Here is an 18,896-nt window from a genome sequence, read left to right as displayed (position 1 = left end):
GCCTGATCTCCTGAAAGGGTCTCTCAATGCCTGAAATTACATGGGAGTCGCAGTCGGGGTATGCGCATTCGAACCAGGTTTCGAATATGCTCCGCGAAAGCCTGCGGCCAAAAGCCAAGTTCCGTCAGTTCGCCACGCTAGACGATGGTGAAGGCGGTTCCGGCGCACAGCCAAACGCTGGCGACACGTTCTACTGGAACGTCTACAACACGCCGCCGCGTCAGAACTTCCGCCTTGCGGAAACCCAGCGTATCCAGTCATCGACCATGACCAAGCAGCAGCGCTCGCTGACTGTGACGGAAATGGGCCGTGCGATCGAGCATACGCAGAAGGCCACGCTTCTCTCCAAGGAGCAGTGGGAAGCCGTCATTCAGTCGGGCCTGTCTTTCATGGCAGCCTCTCAGTTCGACGTTGAAACCTTCAATGCGATGAAGCAGACGCCTCTTCGCGCAACGCCGACCGGTGGCACGTCCACCACGAGCGTCACGATTGTGACCGACAGTACCCCGACGATCACCAACAACGTCGAACTCGGTACGGGCCACATCAAGGCGATCGTGGACTACATGAAGACGCAGAACATTCCGCCGCATCGTGACAGTGACACCTACTACTGCATCACGGACGTTCGGAACCTGCGCTCCTTCAAGAACGAGCTGGAAAACATCCACAAGTACACCGACACGGGTCTCGCCTTCATCAAGTACGGCGAAGTCGGCAAGTATGAAGACACGATCTTCATCGAGCAGACGATGATCCCACGCGGTGGCGCGCTGGATTCCACGACCTACGATCCGTACACCAACACGTCGGACGAGTGGAACAACGCCAAGGCATCGTGGGCAATGTTCTTCGGTGATGATCCGGTGACTGAAGCCGCGATCGTACCGGAAGAAGTTCGTGCTAGAGCAACTCTCCATTAAGGAAGTTTGGCACCTCGTGCGGCAACGCACGTGTAAAACTGGGTGAATTGCTGGAAAGCTAAGGGCGAAAGCCTACGCCAATCAGCAGCGAAGCCGCGAAAGCGGAACGTTCAGAGATCAGTGGATTACCACAACTAGGACCGAAGCCGGTCCGAAGCGCCCAGCCCCCTATGGGGTGAAGATATGATCCGATCTGCCGGGAAACCGTCAGCAGCATAGCAAAGCAGTGATGCTCGCGAAGCGGGATAGAGGGTAGCGCCCCTGTCTGAACACTTGAAGCTTCCAGAAGACTATGGCCGCGACAAGGGCGCTGCCTGGTACTACTTGGGTAAACAAAACTGCCCCCTCACGGTGAAAGCCGTGAATGATAACGCTGTGAACTCAGGGGAACTCCTCGCCGCCTAAAGCGGACGGACAATCCTGATCTAAGCCGTCGAAAGACGGAAAGAGCAACGACCATCCCTGAAGAGGGAGTAGGGTGCAAGCGATTGGCATCCGAAGTGCAGCGGGCCTTACCGGGTAGAGCCGGAGGCCGTGATATGGTCTGAACTCGTCAGAAATGGCGAGCAGCCTCTACGCGAGGCGACTTTGGGTTAGCGCCCCTCAGTGAACATTTTTGGGCTTTGGCAACTCGCATCCCGACGCGGCGAACAGCCGTATCGTGATGTTCGACTCGGCTGCGTAAGGAGGATCGTCCTATGGGTTACGCAAATCCTATCATTCGCTCCACTTACACATGGAACGCCGTCGATTTCGGCGCCGGCAACGTGGCAACGTCCTTCAAAGGCCCTAACGGGATGGAAGGGCGTATTCGTGAACTGACAGTCATATCGACCGAAACCTTCACGAACACGACTACCCAGGCTTTTGTGCGTCTCGGCACCACATCTGACGCGGATGCCTATGCGCAGGCGGCGCTTGGTACGCTGGCAAACACCGACACATTCGTAGCGAGCAAGCAGGACAGCGACTGGATTATCAGCGGCACTCTGCCGGTTGATACTCAGATCGAGGTCAACTTCGTCGCACCAACGGGGGGAACTCCTGCCGGTATCGGCACGGTCATTCTCGACGTTGAATGGTTCTGATCCCATGCGGATCGTCGGAATCCTCAGCTCTTCCCTCGAAAAGGGGGAGGAGCCAGAACGCCGTAAGGGCGTCGAAACAGGCAACATTGCCCGCGATGGCTACCGAGTAACAGCCAGGGCGACGGATGATTACCAAAAGGATCGCCGTCGCTGCTGCGGCATGTCGCATTCCCGAAACCTCTTTGAGTCCTGCGATGACATGGACGAGGATGATTGATCATGGAAATGAAGCGATCCAGCAACGCCTATGGCGGCACGATCAAGCAGAGCATCGGCAAGGGTCAGACGCTCGTTACCCCGGTTGGTAAGGATTCGTCCGACTGGTCCGGCGGCAAGAACAAGGAAATCCCCGGCAAGATGAAGATGGCCGGCGGCATGACCAACCTGTCTCACACCCTGGGCAAGGGAGTGTCCGAATGAAACTGCGCTTCGATCCGTCGAAGCCGCACGGCAGTGTTACACCGTCCTATAATGGGGCGGTGTGGCATCAGACTGCCAGTGACGGCAAATCCTACTACTTCAACGGCGGCGGTGAACCGGTCGATATTGAGACTGGCGAGGTCATCTCTGTTGACGTGGTGAAGCCCAAGGCAGAGCCCACCGTTTCTGAAGTCATCGTTGTCGAAGAAGACGGCACGAAGACGGTGACGCAGGTGGTTTCCGAGCCGAAGGAAGAGAAAGACGCCAAGGAAGAGCTGTTGAAATGGCTCAAGGACGCTGAAGGCGCTGAGAAGAACTGGATGACTGTCCGGTCCTACGGCAAGCAGGTGTTCGGCAAGGTCGCCCCCAGCAAGGACGAACTGATCTCCATGGCGATCGATGCTGAATTGATCCCGGCAGACCAAGTGAAGGCTTGACCACATGGCTATGTCATACACGACGCTAACCGGCGATAAGACGGTTGCCGGTTCGATCAAGTCGTGGGTGAACTATACGCGGCTTGATGTGGATACGATCCTGGAGGAAGCACAGACGACGATCTACCAGACCTTGAGGGTTCGGGAGATGAAGGCCACGCAAACGCTGTCTGTGACCTCTGGTGTCGATTTTATCGCCCATCCTGCAGACCTGATGGCGCCGGTAAAACTCCGCAACGTCACGGACGACACGGAACTGAAGGCGCTGATCTGGGACGAACTGGAAGAGCGCAGAACGTGGACGAACGGAACATTGGATACCGGCGATCCCTGCTTCTTCTCCATCTCCGATGAAGCGTTTCAGTTCGATTGCAAAACGTCATCCGCCTTCACGCTGCGGCTGGCCTACTACAAGACGCCGGAACTGCTCTCAGGCACCAATGAGACGAACTTCCTGACGATCCGGTATCCGCAGCTTCTCAGGGCTGCATGCCTTGCCCACGCGGCGATGCAATACCACGACGATTCCGCCTATGGACTGCACATGCAGCGCCTTTCCGCGCTCGTGCTTGGCGTGAATACGCAAGACGACTTTGACGATCATTACGGGCAATTCACCCGCGATTGAGGCTAATCCGACATGGCGAATAATCTCGGGATCTCCGACTACACAGTCGGGGGTGACTATGACTCGTGGGGTGACAAGATCATCGCGGATCTGGCACGTCTGAATAAGGCTGCTGGCGACGTTCTGACCATCACGACTGCGACGGGCACGGTCACTCTCACTCAGGACCAGAGCAACAATGCCGTCCACCGGCTCACAGCCACGCTGACTGGCAATGTGATTGTCGAAACGCTGGCAGGTCTCAGCCGGTATTGGATCGTTCGCAATGCGACCAGTGGGGCATTCTCGGTTACCTATCGCGTGGCCGGGGGCGTCGGGGCTTCTGTATCGATCACACAAGGCCGTACAGCGATTGTGTGGTCTGACGGGGTAGATTGCTCCATCTTTGATCTGAGTACGCTCTCTGGCCTCGTTACGACGGCACAGATCACAGATGCCAACGTGACCACAGCCAAGCTTGCCGACGCTGCCGTTACAACGGTCAAGATCGCCGATAGCAATGTCACCACGGCCAAGCTCGCCGATGCCGGTGTGACGACTGCAAAGCTTGCTGATAGCAACGTCACGACCGCGAAAATCGCTGACAGCGCAGTAACGACGGCGAAGATTGCAGACAGCAACGTGACAGCGGCAAAGCTGGCCTCTGGTGCGGCCCTGTCTAACCTCGCGACGAATTCTGTCACCAAGGCAAAGCTCGAGCAGATCGCGTCCTATCGCGTGTTGGGCAATCTTACCGGCTCTTTGGCGAACGTGGACGAAGTCACAGTGTCCAATGACCCGACAATGGCCGCAGGCTCTCAGACAAGCCTTGTGACCGAGTATGCCGCAAGATCGCTCATCACATCGACTGCCTTCAGCTCGGCGCTTCCGGCTCAGACTGGCAATGCGCGCAAAATCCCGACGACTGACGGGACAAACGCAAGTTGGACGTTCCCTGCATTCGATGCAGATATCTTCCGGGTTCGGGACAACACTGACCAGACGAAGCAAGTCGCGTTTGCAGTGTCAGGCGTTTCTACCGGCACAACCAGAACGCTGACAATCCCGAACCAGAGCGGAACCCTCGCGCTTACCAGTGACCTCCCTCAGGCAGGCCAGCGCAATTTCACCGCGACCGGCACGCTCCCCAACGGCGCAACTGTCGTCCTCAATAGCGATGGCACTGTCTCCACGGTAACGGCGAACAACGATACGACTGGTACGGCGACTGTGTTCCGGTCGGCATCTACGACGTGGATCGCGAGCGCGGCTCTGTCGGCTACGCAGGTTGTGGTTTGCTATTACGATGGGACGAACTCCCAAGCCGTGATCGGCACGATTAGCGGAACCAGTGTGAGCTTTGGAACAGCTGTGACATTTCGTAGCGGCGGCGGCGGTTATGTCTCGGTTTGTGCGCTTTCTTCCACATCATTTGCTGTGGCGTATCGGGATACAGGCAACCAAGGGAACGCCCGCATTGGGTCTGTTTCCGGAACAGCGATTACCTTCCCAAGTGCGGAAGTAACGTTCAATCCTGCATCCACTGCCTTTATTTCCATCGCCTCTCTATCCTCTACGGCAGTTATCATTGCCTATCAGGATACGGGGAATAGCTCATACGGCACGGCGATCATTGGAACGGTTAGCGGGACGACGATAACGTTTGGGTCGGAGTATGTGTTCCGACCTCTCACCACTTCGAACATCTCTGTTTGCGCCTTGACTTCTTCTACAATCGTGGTGGCTAATGATGCAAGTGGGGCCGCTGGGCAGTGCTATGCCGGGACTGTATCCGGGACCGCTATTACATTTGGTTCGCTTACTACATTCGACTCAACTGCCGCTGCTTCCTACACCTCCATTGTTGCCCTTACCTCTACGTCATTCCTTGTGGCGTGGGCGAGGGGAACAACAGACGGTCGTGCAAAGATAGGCACTGTCAGCGGTACAACGGTATCGTTCCCCGGTAGTGATGCGGTGTTTAACGGTAACACAGGGTACGTCTCAGCTACGAAGCTTTCTGCGACATCTGTTCTGGTCGCCTACGAAGACGCTGGTAACAGCTCCTACGGAACGATCTGCATCGCTACGATCAGCGGCTCCACGATAACGTTTGGATCTGAGATCGTGTTCCGCAGTGCAACCGCTACGTACCACGCGGCATCGGCTCTCAGTTCGTCATATATCTTCGTCGGCTATCGAGACGGTGGAAACTCGAACTACGGAACCGGCGTCGTCTTCCAACCAGCAGCAACCAATGTTGCAAATTGGATCGGGATCACGGCGGCAGCCATTGCAAACGGTGCGTCTGGGCCAGTCACTATCCTTGGTGGCGTCAATACCAGCCTGTCAGGGCTTACCACCAAGGCGACCTACTACTACGCCAATGATGGAACGCTGACCACGACCGTTACCAGCTACAAGGCCGGTAAGGCTCTCTCTTCCGGATCTCTCCTCATTACAGGATCGGCACAATGAAGGCTGTGATTGAAACCGCAACCGGAAAGGCGCTGTACCTTTTTGGGGATGGCGAGACGGTAACCGTAACCGATACCGGCATGACATCGCCAGTCACGGCGCTGGATATCCGGTCGGCAACGCACTCTGTTGTGACAACCACGGCTCCGTCGTTCTTTGTCGGCGGCGGGGTTATGCGCTGGGATGATGCGTGGGAAATCCTCGATCAAGAGGCGTATGACGCGGCCTATGCGGCGGCGCAGCCGATTGAACAGCCTCGTTATCCGCTTCTGTTCGCAGCAGGAACGATCACATTCGAAGACGGCGAAGTCACTTCCATCACAGGCAACTGGAATTGGAAGATATCCGCCTGCTTCCGCGCAGATGTAGGGGTTTACTACGTGTTCTTCACAGAGCCCCTACCTGATGATGACTACATGGCGAAAGCTTGGGACGGCGGGAAGAGCTGCTTCATTTCAAAGGATGAGCAGTTTCCCGACTATTTCATCATCACCGTAAAGGATTTGGCGGGCGATCCGTCAGACGCATCAACAATCAGTGTCGAAGTAATCAGGGCTAGCTAACCATGGGGGTTCCAATGAAGCTCGTATGCGAAAAGACAATCGGCGGTGTAACGGCTGTCCGCGTGTTCACAACTCCAATCAACGGTGACCAAGGAACGTATGTTCGCTCTATCGCTGGTGTTGGTAACCCGTTCTGGATGTGGGCGACAATCCCATCAGGCACGGTAATCGGGGCTGACTTCACTGACGCTCCGATCTGTTCGAATACGCCATCCGTGAACAACGCAGCAATCGCGGATATCGCGGCCAACGGGCCAAACCCGGAAGACGTGCTGATCTACGCCTAATCTCTCCACCACATGACCTGAACGCGGCGCCTCGAGCGCCTTTTTTTATGCCTTGGTGAAAGACGATGCCGGAATCGAAACTCATTCCATTGAAGCTTCCTGCCGGCGTCGTCAAAACCCGTTCTGGCGAGGGCGCTAAAGGCCGCTGGTCTGATGCGCAAAACATCCGGTTCATGGATGGCAACCCTGAAAAGCGGGCCGGTCATGAGCAATACGCCACGACGCTCTTCCAAGGTCGTGCGCGTGGAATGCGGGCTTGGAACACGGTCAAGGGTAAGCCGCTCTATGGCCTCGGAACGCATCTGAAGATTTACGGATCAACGGATGGTATCGAGCCGATCGACATCACGCCTCTGCGCTTCCCGGCTACAGCCACTGACGCTTTCACGATTGCCAGCGGCGCGGCAACGCTCTCCTACAAGGAAGCGAACACCAAGGCCGGGACGCTCACGAACCCATTCACGACTACGAACGGGTCAACGACTGTCACGGTCGCTCACACGGCGCATGGCCGTACGACTGGCAACTTCGTCGGATTTGCCAATGCAACGGCAGTTGGCGGGATCACGATCAATGGCAGCTATGCCGTCACTGTGGTGAATGCCAACAGCTACACCATCACGGCAGCCAGTGCGGCAACATCGGCAGCAACGGGCGGCGGTACGGTTGATTACCGTCTGCCGAAGTATTCGGTCGGCTCAAAGATCCGCGTCTATGGCAATTCTTGGCAGGGCGGAACGCAGGTTGGCGGGATCACGCTTTCCCGCGAATACGAAGTCATTTCGGTTGATTCCGTTGACACCTACAAGATCCTGCCGAACGACAAGAAAGCGACCCTCACAGCGCCGTTTGCCACGACGAGCGGTCAAGCCCTCGTCACGGTCACTGATGCCGCTCACGGGCAGGATACGGGCGCTATAGCATACTTCTCCGGGGCAACTGCCGTTGGCGGCGTCACGCCAGCCGGTGAATACAAGATCACGAAGGTAGATGCGGACAAGTACACGATCACCGTGGCAAGCGCTGCCTCATCTACCGCAACAGGTGGCGGCACTGTCACGCGATATTTCGCCACGGCAGCAACGGCAGCAGCGACCAATACGGGCACTGTGGGCGTCGTCAATTACCTGACAGACCCTTTCACAACCTCTGCCGGCCAGACTGCTGTCACGGTCAACATGACCGCGCATGGGGCCAAGTACAACGACGCGCTGACGATCTTCGGGGCCACAACGTTCAACGGAATCACCCTCAGCGGTGAATACCGGATTGTCTCGGTCACGAATGAGAATGCCTTTGTGATCAACTCGGCAACGGCTGCGAGTGCTTCCGGCTCTGGTGGCGGTAGTGCGGTCTATATCGAGTTTCAGATATCTCCCGGTCCCGCCGATCGCATCCTTGAAAAGCGAGGCTTCGGGAAGGGATCGTTCGGATTTGGCGCGTTCGGCTCAACCACGCTGGCACTGGATCCGATCTATTACGATCCTCGCTCTGTCGCGATTGATAACGTCGGTGAAGACGCAATTTTCTGCCCTCTAGGCGATAACCTCTACTATTGGGACAGTTCGGCAGGCGGCAGGGCAGAGTTGATCCCGAACGCCCCGACACAGCTACGATACGCCTTCATGACGGAAGAGCGCCATCTGCATGTGCTTGGTGCAAATGGTGATCCGCTGGTTATGGCCTGGGCATCGCAGGACGCAATTAACGACTGGACGCCGACAGACACGAACACGGCCAACAGCTCGCGCCGTGTGCGGGATGGTTCGGCTCTTGTGGCCGGTACGTCAGTTGCCAACGGCGTGAACCTGATCTGGACGGATACGGCGGTTTATGTGCACCAGTACACCGGATCGCAGTTCATCTATGACACGCGTCGTGCGGCTTCGAATGCTGGTCTGATTGGGCCAAGGGCATTTTGCAACACGCCGATAGGGCCTGTCTGGATGAGCCAGAACAAGTTCTATTACTGGAACGGCTCTGCCACTGAGGTTCCGAACTCGCCTGAAATGGCAGATTGGATCTTTGACCAGATCGACAAAACTCAGTGGTCCAAGTGCTGGCTGATGTACGACGCCATCAACGATAGCGTCTACGTCTACTATGTCCCGCGCAATTCCGGCGAACCCAGCCAGTATGTGATCATCAATCTCGTGGACTTCAGTTGGGTCAACGGGACCGAGACACGCACCACAGGTGCGGTGTTTGATGCTGGCGACAAGAAGCCACTCATGACGGGAACCAACGGCAAGATCTACCTCCACGAGCAGGGGCTAGATGCCGATGGCGAACCGATGGAGGCATACCTTGAATATGCGCCTCTGGATCTCGGTAATGGTGCTGTTTGGCATGAAGCGCTGGGTATTGACCCGAATTTCAAGCGTCAGACCGGCGATGTGGAGTTCTCCATCTCCACCTACGACCGCAACAACCTGAACGAAGTCGATAGTGACACAGTGACCTTGGAAGAGGGAACGGAGATGGCTGATCTCAGGGTGTCGGGCCGTCGTCATTCGGGCCGGTTCAGTCAGACGGTTCTTGGTGGTGATTTCTCCATCGACACGCCGATACTTGAAGTCAAACCGATGGGATCACGCCGATGAAACGCCTTGTCTTTGGAGCCCCGGCAAAGGGGCAGGAAACCGACTGGATCATTCAGTCACTCCGTAAAATCGAGCAGGCCACATTCGAGGATATCGAGCAGACGTTCGACGCCCTCACGATCACCGGATCATTCACGGAAACACGAACGATCAACCCTTCAACGGCGACCACAGCAGAGCTTGCTGCCTTCGTTGCAACGTTCGTCACAGACATCAAGAAGCGGGGTCAGAACCGCAACCCAAGCGAGGTATGACATGGATTGGGGCTCACTTATCGGCGCTGGTGCAAGCGCTCTTGGCGGTCTTCTGGGTGGCGGTGAAAAGGAAACCAGCACCACGCAAAGCACGTCATTGTCACCGGAACTCAAGGCACAGATCGAGCAGATTTTCGCGAAAATCCCGCAGATCTTCAACAAGCCTTATCCGCAGTATCAGGGGCAGCGCACAGCCGGTCCAACGGCATCCCGCACGCAGATGGATCAGTTCATCGCACCCATGCAGCAGCAGATGATGCAGCGCATGACACAGCCGAACCAGTATCAGCAGCGGATCAATCAGGTTCTTGATCAGGCTCCTGCGCAAATCTCGGTTCCTGACCTTCTGGGTCGGACAGGCAACGCCGGAGTGGTCAACTACGGCGGATACGAAACCAACCAGCCGACAGGACTGACACAGCAGCAGTACCCGACCTGGATGCAGGGACAGGGCTAAGGGGTATAGGACATGGCAACAGCCGATGAAGTTCAGCAGGCGTATCAAAGCCTCTTTGGCCGCTCGGCTGATGCTGGTGGCCTTGATTATTGGGTCAATTCCGGCAAGACCGGCAATGATCTGATCAACTCGCTGACTGGCGCTGCGCAGGGGTCAGACCGAAGCGCCATCGTCAACAACAGCTATAGCGATCTGTTCGGACGCCAAGCGGAAACGGCTGGTTCCAATTTCTGGACCTCTGACGATAGCTGGAACAAGTACGCATCTGGCGGTCTGGACAACCTCAACCTCCAGATCGGCGGTGGGTCTCAAGGGTCTGACGAATACAAGCTGATCGATAACCTGAAGGGGTCAGGCGGCAAAGGCTGGGCTGAGACGTTCTTTGATCCGGTCAATTCCAAATCCGTATGGAATGCGCTGCTGGACGAAGAGGGGTTCAACGGCAAGGGCGCCATGCCCGATCTGGCGTCTATCCTGAAGCAACTTCAGCAGAAGCAGCCGACAGCATCGGCAGGCGGCGGCGCGTCTACGTCTTCAGGCGGTTACAAGGACTATCAGAACCCGTTCACGGAAGACGTTCTAAACGCTGCAATTCGCAAGATGACGGATGCCGGTGATCGCCAGCGGAACGCGCTCGGTACTCAGGCATTTGGCGCCGGGGCCTATGGTGATGCTCGACACGGCGTCGAAAGCGACCGCCTGACACAGAGCCTTCTGGAATCGATCGGTGATCTCTCAGCTACCACCAACGCCCAAGGCTTCGAAAGCGCGATGGGCTGGTTCAATCGTGATCTGGATCGTCAGGCGAACGTCGCATACCAGAACGCGATGTTGCAGAACCAGTGGACGCAGAACCAGATCTCCGGGTCCGATACGGCGAACAAGCTCGGTTTGAACGATTATACGCAAAACGTGAACTGGCTCTCGTTCTTGAACGGTCTGGACCAGTACGACCGCGGCTGGACGCAGAACGATCTCAACGCGAATTATCAGGACTTCTGGGCACAGCAGAATTGGGATCAGAACCAGCTTACGGCACTCCTCAACGTCCTCAACGCGATTCCAGGTCAATCAACCACAACGGCGGTCAACACGCAGCCGGATAACTCTTGGGCAAGCATGCTTGGTTCATCGCTCTCAAGCGCATTCGGCGGCGGCAGCTCGTCCAAGGGCGGTTACTCCACCCCGGCGTGGATTGTATAAGGAACGAACGCAATGCAGATCCTTCGCAACGCAGACAACAGCCTTATCGCTCCAGAAGTCCCGCCGCCTGCTGCGACAAACCCCGCATATATGCCCGTACAAGGCAGCACAGCGAAGGTTACGGTAAATGGCACTCCATACCCTCAGTATGGCATGGCGGGCGTCCCTGCGGCTCCTGTGATGGCGCCAGCGGCTAACCCAGTTGCTTCCATCGCTTCGCCGTCTCAGTCGCAGCGCGTCGATCTCAGCCTGATTCCTCGCGCTCCATCGTCGTCAGAGATCATTGCAGCAGCGCAGCGGAATTACAAAGAGCCGGGGAATTGGGCGAGTGCTTTCGCTCAAGGCTGGACCAATGCACAGGCCGTATCTTCAGCCGCCGATCGTGAGCGAGAAGACGCCATTGCAAAAACCACCTATGAGCAGAACCAGGCGCTCAAGAAGCAGGCCGAAGCTGATCGTCTGAAGGCTCGGCAGGTGGAATACATCCGCGCACGCTCCCCTGAAATGGCCGATGCGGTTGATGCCGGAATCATGGACGCCGGAACGGCTTTCACCGAATGGAAGAAAGCGCAGAAGGGCGGCAAGAAGAACTTCGTCACGCTCCCCAACGGCGATTATGGCTTTGCTGATGAGGAAAACGGCACGATCAAGATCGTCGGCAGCGCGGCAAAGCCTCAAGCGGCAAATTCCGAGATCGGTAAACTGGCAGAAGACTATAACTCGGGCCGGATTGATCAGCAGCAGTATGAGGCTGGTCTCGCTCGGTTGGCTCCAAAGGGAATGACCGTGAAGAGCGACGGGGCAGGTGGGTTTACTCTCACTCAGGGGCCGGTTGGTGCAGGCGCGGATCTCAATGTTGAGCAAGGCAAGAACACCGGTTTCCTCTTGCGGGCTCAGGATGCAGACAAGATTATCTCAGGCTTGGAAAACGAAAGCACATCCTTGTTTAACAAGGCTGCGCAGGCGGTACCGGGTGGACTTGGCAACTATGTCCTGTCCGACGATGCCCAGAAGGTAGATCAGGCAAAACGCGACTTCATCAATGCAGTGCTTCGCCAAGAATCGGGCGCGGTCATTTCGCCTGAAGAATTCGCGAATGCCGACAAGCAGTATTTCCCACAGCCAGGGGATAGCGCCGCCGTTATCGAGCAGAAGCGGAACAACCGTCGCAATGCAGTTGAAGGCTTCCGCATCAGATCGGGCCCCGGCGCGACTGCGGTTGATCAGGTTCGTCCACAGGGCGGTGCACAGCCGCAACAGGCCCCACAAAGCCAGATGCAGGCACCAGTTCAATCTCCTGCCCTCGACAAGGCCCGCGCTGCGATTGCTGCTGGTGCTGACCCTGAAAAGGTAAAGCAGCGCCTGAGAGAGAACGGTATCGAACCGACAGGATTGTGAAATGGCAGATCTTTCGTTCGATGACCTGATCCCGGCAAAGCAGACAGCGCCGCCCGCTCAGTCCGCTGCACCGCCTCAACCAGCCGCATCAGATCTCAGCTTTGATGACCTTGTCCCGGCAAAGCCGACCGGCCCAACGGAACAGGAAGAGGCTGCACAGAACGCTCGTGCTCTTGGCATCGAACTCCAGCAGCCACAGGCAGCGCCGCAGCAGAGCGGCGCATATACTGGCGCTGTGATCCCTCTCAAGCGCACAGAGGATGGACGCATTCGTCCGGCAATCCCCGGCGTAGTGCAGGGGGCGGTTGATAGCCTTTCCGCCGCTGTAACGGCACCAGGCAGGGCAATGGCTGGCGATCTACAGGTAACAGGCCCAGATGGCAGTGTGACGCCCGAAGCAATCGCAGAAGGTGCCAACTTCGCCATGTGGGCAAGTCCAGCATCGCCGGCTTCCAAACTCGCGCCAAAGCCAGTTCAACAAGCTGCGCCGCCTGTAAAACCCGAAGGTCTTGCGGTTGCGGAAGCTGGTCAGCGTTTGGGGGTGGATCTTCCTCGCGCCGTGACCAGCGACAACATGATCGTGCAGCAGGCGGGCAAGAACCTTTCCAACGTCCCGATCGGCGGCACGCCACTGCGCAAGGCTTCGCAGACTGCAATTGATCAGCTTGACGATGCTGCGATGCGCGTTCAACAGGGATACGGGTCGGGCAACCCAGCGATTGCCGGTTCGGCAGCGCGAGAGGGAATCACCGATTACGCCAAGAATACCCTCTCAAAGCTCGTTACAGAGCGGTATGACGCAGTCGATAACCTAGTGACGCCTAACGTCACAACGCCGCTGGAAAGCACCGCAAAGGCTGCTGCAAGGATCAATTCGGTTCGACAGAACTCAAAGATCCCCGGCGCCAGTAAGGCGGTCGAACTGGTTGATGATGCCCTCAAGACTGAGGGTGGCTTGAACTATGAGGGAATCAAGGGTCTTCGCACCTACGTGCGCGATATGCTTGATGATCCGGCTAGGATCGCTCAGTCCGGTGTACCTCAGAAAGAGCTTGAGGCGATCTACAAGGGGCTTTCTGATGACCTCAGAAGCGCTGTCCAGCGTGCAGGCGGTGACGAAGCTCTGACCAAATGGGAATCGGCCAACTCCTTCGCGGCCAAGGTCGCAAAGGACCGTGAGAACCTGCAAAAGGTGTTTGGCCGCAACGCTTCGGATGAAGGGATCTTCTCCAAGATCGTTGATATGGCCGGGAACACCTCAAAGGCTGATCGGGCCAACCTCTTGCGCGTCAAGAAAGCCGTGTCACCGGAAACATGGAATGAGATTTCTTCAGCTGTCGTCGCTCGGATGGGTCGCGATGGGAATGGGAATTTCTCTCCAGATCGGTTCCTGTCAGCCTATGGGAAAGTGTCGGAGCAGGGAAAGAAGGCTCTCTTTCAGGGCGCCGGCAAAGACAACCTTGCTCAGTCGCTTGATGACATTGCAACGGTTTCGCAACGCTTCAAGCAGCTCAACCAGTTCGCCAACCCGTCAGGGACGGCTCAAACAGTCATGGGCGGATCTATCCTCCCGGCCCTGTACGTCGCGCCGATGACAACGGTTTCGTCTGTGGCGGGGTCTAGGGCGCTTTCAAGCGTGCTGGCTAAACCGGAAAGCGCGGCCAAGCTTGCGGCATGGGCGAAAGCCTATGAGCGGGCTGCAACGAACCCAGCGCCGATGACTGATACCATTCTCAGGTCAAGATCTCGCATCCTGGCAGTGGAGCTTGCACGAGAGGCAGGCGATTCATCCTTGGTACAGCAGTTTATTCCACGGATATCGCAGGTCGGTAAGGTGCCAGCAGATCAGGGGGGCGAACAGAATGGGGTGGAAGAAGGTCAAGACGGCGGTGTAACAGGCGAACCTGACCAGCCGCTTCAAGCTGGTGGGTGGTGATATCGATCGGCTCATTTCAACGTGAGCCGGTAAATCTTGATGTCACCAAGGCGCTGTCCGGTATCGCCAACAGCGCATTCGTAGTCACCAACTGGCATGTTCGGCCTTGTGCGAAGCGCATAGGCGCGGCTTTGACAATCCCGAAGACTACCCACGTTCCGATATTCCTCAACCTTGTTCAGGTTGCTGGCGCGTGGGTAGTAAAACAGATCTACCTTCTCCCATGGGGCAGGTGCATCAGGATAGAGCCATCCTGCCACATCGTTCTTCGGGCTCCCAAAGACGAACCAAACGCCGATAGCGATAAACACGAGAGTTTTGAGCATTGCTCATGCTCTCACAAGCTGAAGGGAATAGGAAGATGGCTTCAATTCTTTATCGAGTCATCAATTGGCTTCAATACCGCAGAAATGACATCTCCAAGAAGCTTGTGAAGGTTTTGAGCCGTCCCCAAGTCCATTCGAAGGCGAGCAGCCATGTCTACGATCGGCGCATTGTTGGCATCGATGATCGCAGACCCCAAGGAGATGTAAACATTCCCATGGTGCGGGCGCATCTCAGTAACAATGTCAACGAACTGAACGGGAGCATCGTCCTTCCGAATCTCCCACCATTCCGATCCTATGGCGATTTTCCGCCCGGATACGACCACAACTTCGTTCTTGCTGGATTCAGACAATGACGCCTCCCTCTTTTGTTGAGGCGAGAATGTCAAAAGGCACGCAAGAGTCGAATCAAATCGGGTGATGGATTAGCGGCTTTTCATTCCGGCGTCTTAACCAGCCTGATGCCGTCGAATTTGACGATCTTCTTGACCGGGTCAATGACCAGAATATGGATGTTACCGGTCTCGCATGTCGCTTGCGCGATTGTTTTGCCAGCGGGCCAAATGGTCTTGCATTTGATCAGCCCTTCTTCTTCGACATTCAGTTCGAAGTCTGGAACTTGAGTAAACCGCAGTTCGAAATCAGTTGCCCCAGGCGGAGCCCAATACCCGCCTGTGAGGAATGCTGTGCTCAATGCCAAAACTGAGAGAAACATAGGTGTCCTTTGGGTAAAATCGCTCGCACAGTTGAAGACGTGCTGCTTGGCGAAGCTAAAGCTGGCAATTTCGAAGATCTGGTTGCTATTGCTTCTGCGATTGCCAATCGTGCAGCCGCCACAAATACAACTGCCAGCAATATCGTCGCAAAGAGGAGCGAATTCAACGCCTATGGCAAATCGTTGCCTGCCGGCGTCGAGAAGTATCGTGACCTTGCTAAGGAAGCTATTGATTACGTTAATACTTTTGGCCCGACGCATACCGGCCAGTTCTACGCGACACCTGCTGCGAAGGATAATCTGCCGAGTGGATTGAGGCAAGTTTCAGCCTCTCCCGGCCACGTTTTCTTCGAAGATCCGCAAGGGCGTTCCATCAACACAGCGGTTGGTTATCGCCAGCCTGGGCCGGTGGAGATCGCGAGCGCAGCGCCCGACATCGGTCCTGTGCTGGATTACCGACCGGACTATCTGGCTTATTCAGAGCCGGAGGAAGTAGCGTATTCGGAGCCTGTCTCTGGCTATGGGCTTGCTGGCATCTCGCCCAGCTTCGTGAACCAGATCGAGAGCGCCGGTTCTCGCGGGACGCTTTCCAGCTTTGATCGCAGCGGATTGTCTCCATCTGCTCAGGCAATGGTTGACGCCATGGTCAATCTTGGCCTTGGCGATGTTGGCGTGAACTCCGGTTTCAGATCGCCGTCCGCGAATGCGGCTGCTGGTGGGGCTTCTCGTTCTCAGCACATGGGCGGGAACGCTATCGACCTCGCGACCAAGTCTCTTTCTGTACCTGATCGTGAACGGGTACTGGATGCGGCCTTGTCAGCAGGCGCAAAGGGAATCGGTCTTTACGACACAGGGTCCACTCACTTCGACACTCGGTCTTCACCGGCATTCTGGGGGCCACAGGGCTATACCAACCCTGGTCGGACAATGGCTGAGAAGATCAGCAACATGCCCGAGTGGTCTCAGCCGAACCTCACGGCTTTGGCGAATGCTGATGGCTACAGCTATCTTCCCAGCGGTTCGAACTTCAATGTCCCTACACCTTCAGCGAGGCCAGAAGCCCCGAAGTCGGTCAGCCCTAGCCTTGACCTGATGACATTCGATCCGGCCAAGAACCCGGAATTGGCATATGCCACGCCCTCGGCTCCTGTTGCGGCCTACGCTGATCCTCAGAAGACCGCAACGCCTTTCGATGCGGTTCTGGATCTGCCGGAAGTCCCTACGGCTCCGAGCGTTCCAGCCTATACGGATGCAAAGGTATCCGCTCCAAACGCCGGGAAAGCACCGTCTGCACCGATCGACAAGGTGACCGAGATTGCGGCGAAAGCTCCAGAAGTGCCGGATCTGGCTGATCAGTATGCCTCATACGGCGCTGGTCGCCAGTTGAAAGAGCAGGCGGCTAACCTCGCACTGGACGTTGCGCAGACGAAGGGAATCGCCCCGAACTTCATGCCTACGGCTCCAGCAATCGCAACACAGCCGACTGCTCCAAAGGCGCCAAGCATCACTGACGTGCAGCCAAAGGCCCCCGATCTGCCGGCAGCTCGCAATGTTTCCAATGCACCGCAAGTGAAGACGGTGGATTCGCAGTTCAGCAAACAACCTGAAGCGCCAGACATGGCAACCAACCGAGCACAACTGGCAGCAATCGCGGCCAACAATATGCTGGCTGACGCAAAGAAGGATCAGCGCGCGGTTGCCACCATTGCCGGGACGTTAGGCGGCATCGCCCTAGGCCCGATCGGTGGCATTCTTGGCACGATCATCGGGAACCAGTTGGGCAAGAACAGCTATCTACAGCAGTTCCCAGAAGCCCCGGCGCCATCAACATTCAGGGACTTCTTCTCTCAGATGACGGGCGGAGCCTTTGGAAGTGGCGGCGTCTCCTACAACGACCTGAATGACTTTGGTCGGCAGGCATACAACGACAGCCAGAACTTCCGTGACTCCATCGATAGCGGCGGCGTCGGCCTTTATTAAAGGACACCAGCATGAACAATCTGGACAGATGGAACAAAGCCAAGTTCACGCGGTCCACGCAGATCGAAGCACAGGCGGCGAAGATCAAGGCGAACCGTTCCCGCTACGATGCCGTGTCGGCCAAGACTGGTGTTCCATGGGACGTGATAGCCGTCATCCACTACCGCGAGTCATCCAACAACTTTGGCGGCGTCCTGCATAATGGTGAGCACATTATCGGGACCGGACGGAAGACAACGCTTGTCCCAAAAGGGCGAGGGCCGTTCACGACTTGGGAAGAGGCCGCGATTGATGCGCTGGTGAACTGCGCTCCATATGCTGCACGTAACAAGGATTGGTCTATCGGCAAAACCTTGGATCTGCTGGAAGCCTACAACGGTCTTGGCTACCGCAAGAAAGGTCTTCCGTCTCCCTATCTCTGGGCTGGCACTGACCAATACGAGCGCGGCAAGTACGTGGCAGATGGCAAGTTTGACCCGAACGTTGTCGACAAGCAGCTTGGGACCGCGGCTCTTTTGATCTGCTTGCGCGGGAAAGATGAGGCCATCGAACCCCCGCTGGATCACGTTCCCGTCACGCCAGCGCCTGTCCCCACTCCAAAGCCAAACAAAGCCGCTGGCGCTGCTGTTGCTGCGGTTGGCGTGGGTACGGTTATCGCCACATGGTGGCACGATCTATCAACGTGGTTCATGGGGCTGTTTCAATGACCGCTGGAATATTCGCACGCATCGCTCTCCGTTACCTGGCTGGATACCTCGTCTTGAAGGGGCTTCTCCCGCAGGACATTGCCGACATGATCGCGCAAGATCCTGAACTAGCGGCACTGGTCGGCTCTGGCCTCATGATCGCAGTCGAGGGCTTCTATGCCGTCGCCAAGAAGCGCGGGTGGACAACCTGATGTTTTCGGTCGGCCTTCTCGATATCCCGAAACTCGCCACAGCCGCCGCGCTAGGCTTTCTCGCCTGCTATCTGGTCGCAACTATCTTCTGGCTGCCGAATGCGCGTCAGGAGGCCGTAGCGGGCGAAAGAGCGGCGGTTATGGCGCGTGCGATAGAAATCGTTAAAGAGCGGGGAAAGAACGATGTGGAAATCCGCAATATGCCTGACGGCGCTCTTTGCGTTGAGCTTGGGGGTAGTTGGGTGCGGCCCGACAATATCTGCAACTGAGGGCGCTGGCTTCAAGCCGCTCCGTCCGTCAGCAGAGACACGACAATTCATCAT

General features: G+C 56.7%; 21 protein-coding genes. 18 read left to right on the top strand and 3 right to left on the bottom strand.

The genetic code is table 11. The features are described from left to right. Positions 1 to 26 precede the first annotated feature (26 nt). From ASD54_RS15880 to ASD54_RS15810, 14 genes are all read left to right on the top strand, one after another. Complete coding sequence (locus ASD54_RS15880) at positions 27 to 923, top strand: hypothetical protein (RefSeq protein ID WP_062555603.1); 897 nt, start codon at positions 27 to 29, stop codon at positions 921 to 923. Positions 924 to 1,621: 698 nt separating this feature from the next. Further along, positions 1,622 to 2,011, top strand: a complete 390-nt coding sequence (locus tag ASD54_RS15875; RefSeq protein ID WP_062555602.1) for a hypothetical protein — start codon at positions 1,622 to 1,624, stop codon at positions 2,009 to 2,011. A gap of 219 nt (positions 2,012 to 2,230) precedes the next feature. Beyond that, positions 2,231 to 2,431, top strand: coding sequence for a hypothetical protein (locus ASD54_RS15865; RefSeq protein WP_062555600.1), 201 nt, complete (start codon positions 2,231 to 2,233; stop codon positions 2,429 to 2,431). Continuing rightward, positions 2,428 to 2,868, top strand: coding sequence for a hypothetical protein (locus ASD54_RS15860; protein WP_062555599.1), 441 nt, complete (start codon positions 2,428 to 2,430; stop codon positions 2,866 to 2,868). Before ASD54_RS15865 ends, ASD54_RS15860 begins: the two co-directional genes overlap by 4 nt. A gap of 4 nt (positions 2,869 to 2,872) precedes the next feature. Continuing rightward, a complete protein-coding gene (locus tag ASD54_RS15855) occupies positions 2,873 to 3,496 on the top strand; it encodes a hypothetical protein (RefSeq protein ID WP_062555598.1) in 624 nt (207 codons plus the stop codon). A 12-nt stretch (positions 3,497 to 3,508) separates the two neighbouring features. Continuing rightward, a complete protein-coding gene (locus tag ASD54_RS15850) occupies positions 3,509 to 5,953 on the top strand; it encodes a hypothetical protein (protein WP_062555597.1) in 2,445 nt (814 codons plus the stop codon). Next, positions 5,950 to 6,516, top strand: coding sequence for a hypothetical protein (locus tag ASD54_RS15845; protein WP_062555596.1), 567 nt, complete (start codon positions 5,950 to 5,952; stop codon positions 6,514 to 6,516). Before ASD54_RS15850 ends, ASD54_RS15845 begins: the two co-directional genes overlap by 4 nt. A 14-nt stretch (positions 6,517 to 6,530) precedes the next feature. Continuing rightward, positions 6,531 to 6,803: a hypothetical protein gene (locus tag ASD54_RS15840; RefSeq protein WP_156379245.1), complete on the top strand. Its 273-nt coding sequence runs from the start codon at positions 6,531 to 6,533 to the stop codon at positions 6,801 to 6,803. Positions 6,804 to 6,868: 65 nt separating this feature from the next. Beyond that, positions 6,869 to 9,406, top strand: a complete 2,538-nt coding sequence (locus tag ASD54_RS15835) for a hypothetical protein (protein ID WP_062555594.1) — start codon at positions 6,869 to 6,871, stop codon at positions 9,404 to 9,406. Continuing rightward, positions 9,403 to 9,660: a hypothetical protein gene (locus ASD54_RS15830; protein WP_062555593.1), complete on the top strand. Its 258-nt coding sequence runs from the start codon at positions 9,403 to 9,405 to the stop codon at positions 9,658 to 9,660. The genes ASD54_RS15835 and ASD54_RS15830 overlap by 4 nt, the downstream gene beginning before the upstream one ends. Before the next feature lies 1 nt (position 9,661). Then, positions 9,662 to 10,117, top strand: a complete 456-nt coding sequence (locus ASD54_RS15825; RefSeq protein WP_062555592.1) for a hypothetical protein — start codon at positions 9,662 to 9,664, stop codon at positions 10,115 to 10,117. Between the two features lie 12 nt (positions 10,118 to 10,129). After that, positions 10,130 to 11,320 (top strand): hypothetical protein, encoded by a 1,191-nt coding sequence (locus tag ASD54_RS15820; RefSeq protein ID WP_062555591.1) that lies wholly within the window; start codon positions 10,130 to 10,132, stop codon positions 11,318 to 11,320. A gap of 12 nt (positions 11,321 to 11,332) precedes the next feature. After that, complete coding sequence (locus ASD54_RS15815; protein WP_156379244.1) at positions 11,333 to 12,718, top strand: hypothetical protein; 1,386 nt, start codon at positions 11,333 to 11,335, stop codon at positions 12,716 to 12,718. Between the two features lies 1 nt (position 12,719). After that, a complete protein-coding gene (locus ASD54_RS15810) occupies positions 12,720 to 14,654 on the top strand; it encodes a hypothetical protein (protein ID WP_062555589.1) in 1,935 nt (644 codons plus the stop codon). Between the two features lie 11 nt (positions 14,655 to 14,665). Here the strand turns inward: ASD54_RS15810 and ASD54_RS15805 are convergent, their stop codons facing one another. From ASD54_RS15805 to ASD54_RS15795, 3 genes are all read right to left on the bottom strand, one after another. Then, entirely contained in the window at positions 14,666 to 14,980 is a 315-nt protein-coding gene (locus tag ASD54_RS15805; RefSeq protein ID WP_062555588.1) for a hypothetical protein, read from the bottom strand. Positions 14,981 to 15,021: 41 nt separating this feature from the next. After that, a complete protein-coding gene (locus ASD54_RS15800; RefSeq protein ID WP_062555587.1) occupies positions 15,022 to 15,333 on the bottom strand; it encodes a hypothetical protein in 312 nt (103 codons plus the stop codon). An 83-nt stretch (positions 15,334 to 15,416) separates the two neighbouring features. After that, positions 15,417 to 15,695, bottom strand: coding sequence for a hypothetical protein (locus ASD54_RS15795; protein ID WP_062555586.1), 279 nt, complete (start codon positions 15,693 to 15,695; stop codon positions 15,417 to 15,419). 9 nt (positions 15,696 to 15,704) lie between these two features. Between ASD54_RS15795 and ASD54_RS15790 the strand changes: the two genes are divergently transcribed. Genes ASD54_RS15790 through ASD54_RS15775 form a run of 4 tightly spaced genes read left to right on the top strand, consistent with a single transcriptional unit; the run spans position 15,705 to position 18,842 of the window. Beyond that, positions 15,705 to 17,675: a D-Ala-D-Ala carboxypeptidase family metallohydrolase gene (locus ASD54_RS15790; protein WP_156379243.1), complete on the top strand. Its 1,971-nt coding sequence runs from the start codon at positions 15,705 to 15,707 to the stop codon at positions 17,673 to 17,675. An 11-nt stretch (positions 17,676 to 17,686) separates the two neighbouring features. Further along, positions 17,687 to 18,382 (top strand): hypothetical protein, encoded by a 696-nt coding sequence (locus ASD54_RS15785; protein WP_062555584.1) that lies wholly within the window; start codon positions 17,687 to 17,689, stop codon positions 18,380 to 18,382. Beyond that, positions 18,379 to 18,573, top strand: coding sequence for a hypothetical protein (locus tag ASD54_RS15780; RefSeq protein ID WP_062555583.1), 195 nt, complete (start codon positions 18,379 to 18,381; stop codon positions 18,571 to 18,573). The genes ASD54_RS15785 and ASD54_RS15780 overlap by 4 nt, the downstream gene beginning before the upstream one ends. After that, complete coding sequence (locus tag ASD54_RS15775; RefSeq protein ID WP_062555582.1) at positions 18,573 to 18,842, top strand: hypothetical protein; 270 nt, start codon at positions 18,573 to 18,575, stop codon at positions 18,840 to 18,842. The genes ASD54_RS15780 and ASD54_RS15775 overlap by 1 nt, the downstream gene beginning before the upstream one ends. Positions 18,843 to 18,896: the final 54 nt, after the last annotated feature.

Source organism: Rhizobium sp. Root149, assembly GCF_001427345.1.
In the GTDB taxonomy this organism is placed as follows: Bacteria; Pseudomonadota; Alphaproteobacteria; order Rhizobiales; family Rhizobiaceae; genus Neorhizobium; species Neorhizobium rhizoryzae.
The sequence above is the reverse complement of the archived record's forward strand: the minus strand, read 5'-3'. Positions and strand labels throughout refer to the sequence as shown.

Excerpts from the sequence above, each read along its gene's own strand:
- ASD54_RS15880 (WP_062555603.1), top strand. The coding sequence starts at position 27 with ATGCCTGAAATTACATGGGAGTCGCAGTCGGGGTATGCGCATTCGAAC.
- ASD54_RS15850 (WP_062555597.1), top strand. The coding sequence starts at position 3,509 with ATGGCGAATAATCTCGGGATCTCCGACTACACAGTCGGGGGTGACTAT.
- ASD54_RS15810 (WP_062555589.1), top strand. The coding sequence starts at position 12,720 with ATGGCAGATCTTTCGTTCGATGACCTGATCCCGGCAAAGCAGACAGCG.
- ASD54_RS15805 (WP_062555588.1), bottom strand. The coding sequence starts at position 14,980 with ATGCTCAAAACTCTCGTGTTTATCGCTATCGGCGTTTGGTTCGTCTTT.
- ASD54_RS15840 (WP_156379245.1), top strand. The coding sequence starts at position 6,531 with ATGAAGCTCGTATGCGAAAAGACAATCGGCGGTGTAACGGCTGTCCGC.
- ASD54_RS15780 (WP_062555583.1), top strand. The coding sequence starts at position 18,379 with ATGACCGCTGGAATATTCGCACGCATCGCTCTCCGTTACCTGGCTGGA.
- ASD54_RS15875 (WP_062555602.1), top strand. The coding sequence starts at position 1,622 with ATGGGTTACGCAAATCCTATCATTCGCTCCACTTACACATGGAACGCC.
- ASD54_RS15860 (WP_062555599.1), top strand. The coding sequence starts at position 2,428 with ATGAAACTGCGCTTCGATCCGTCGAAGCCGCACGGCAGTGTTACACCG.
- ASD54_RS15835 (WP_062555594.1), top strand. The coding sequence starts at position 6,869 with ATGCCGGAATCGAAACTCATTCCATTGAAGCTTCCTGCCGGCGTCGTC.
- ASD54_RS15845 (WP_062555596.1), top strand. The coding sequence starts at position 5,950 with ATGAAGGCTGTGATTGAAACCGCAACCGGAAAGGCGCTGTACCTTTTT.
- ASD54_RS15825 (WP_062555592.1), top strand. The coding sequence starts at position 9,662 with ATGGATTGGGGCTCACTTATCGGCGCTGGTGCAAGCGCTCTTGGCGGT.
- ASD54_RS15785 (WP_062555584.1), top strand. The coding sequence starts at position 17,687 with ATGAACAATCTGGACAGATGGAACAAAGCCAAGTTCACGCGGTCCACG.
- ASD54_RS15830 (WP_062555593.1), top strand. The coding sequence starts at position 9,403 with ATGAAACGCCTTGTCTTTGGAGCCCCGGCAAAGGGGCAGGAAACCGAC.
- ASD54_RS15855 (WP_062555598.1), top strand. The coding sequence starts at position 2,873 with ATGGCTATGTCATACACGACGCTAACCGGCGATAAGACGGTTGCCGGT.
- ASD54_RS15865 (WP_062555600.1), top strand. The coding sequence starts at position 2,231 with ATGGAAATGAAGCGATCCAGCAACGCCTATGGCGGCACGATCAAGCAG.
- ASD54_RS15775 (WP_062555582.1), top strand. The coding sequence starts at position 18,573 with ATGTTTTCGGTCGGCCTTCTCGATATCCCGAAACTCGCCACAGCCGCC.
- ASD54_RS15815 (WP_156379244.1), top strand. The coding sequence starts at position 11,333 with ATGCAGATCCTTCGCAACGCAGACAACAGCCTTATCGCTCCAGAAGTC.
- ASD54_RS15820 (WP_062555591.1), top strand. The coding sequence starts at position 10,130 with ATGGCAACAGCCGATGAAGTTCAGCAGGCGTATCAAAGCCTCTTTGGC.
- ASD54_RS15795 (WP_062555586.1), bottom strand. The coding sequence starts at position 15,695 with ATGTTTCTCTCAGTTTTGGCATTGAGCACAGCATTCCTCACAGGCGGG.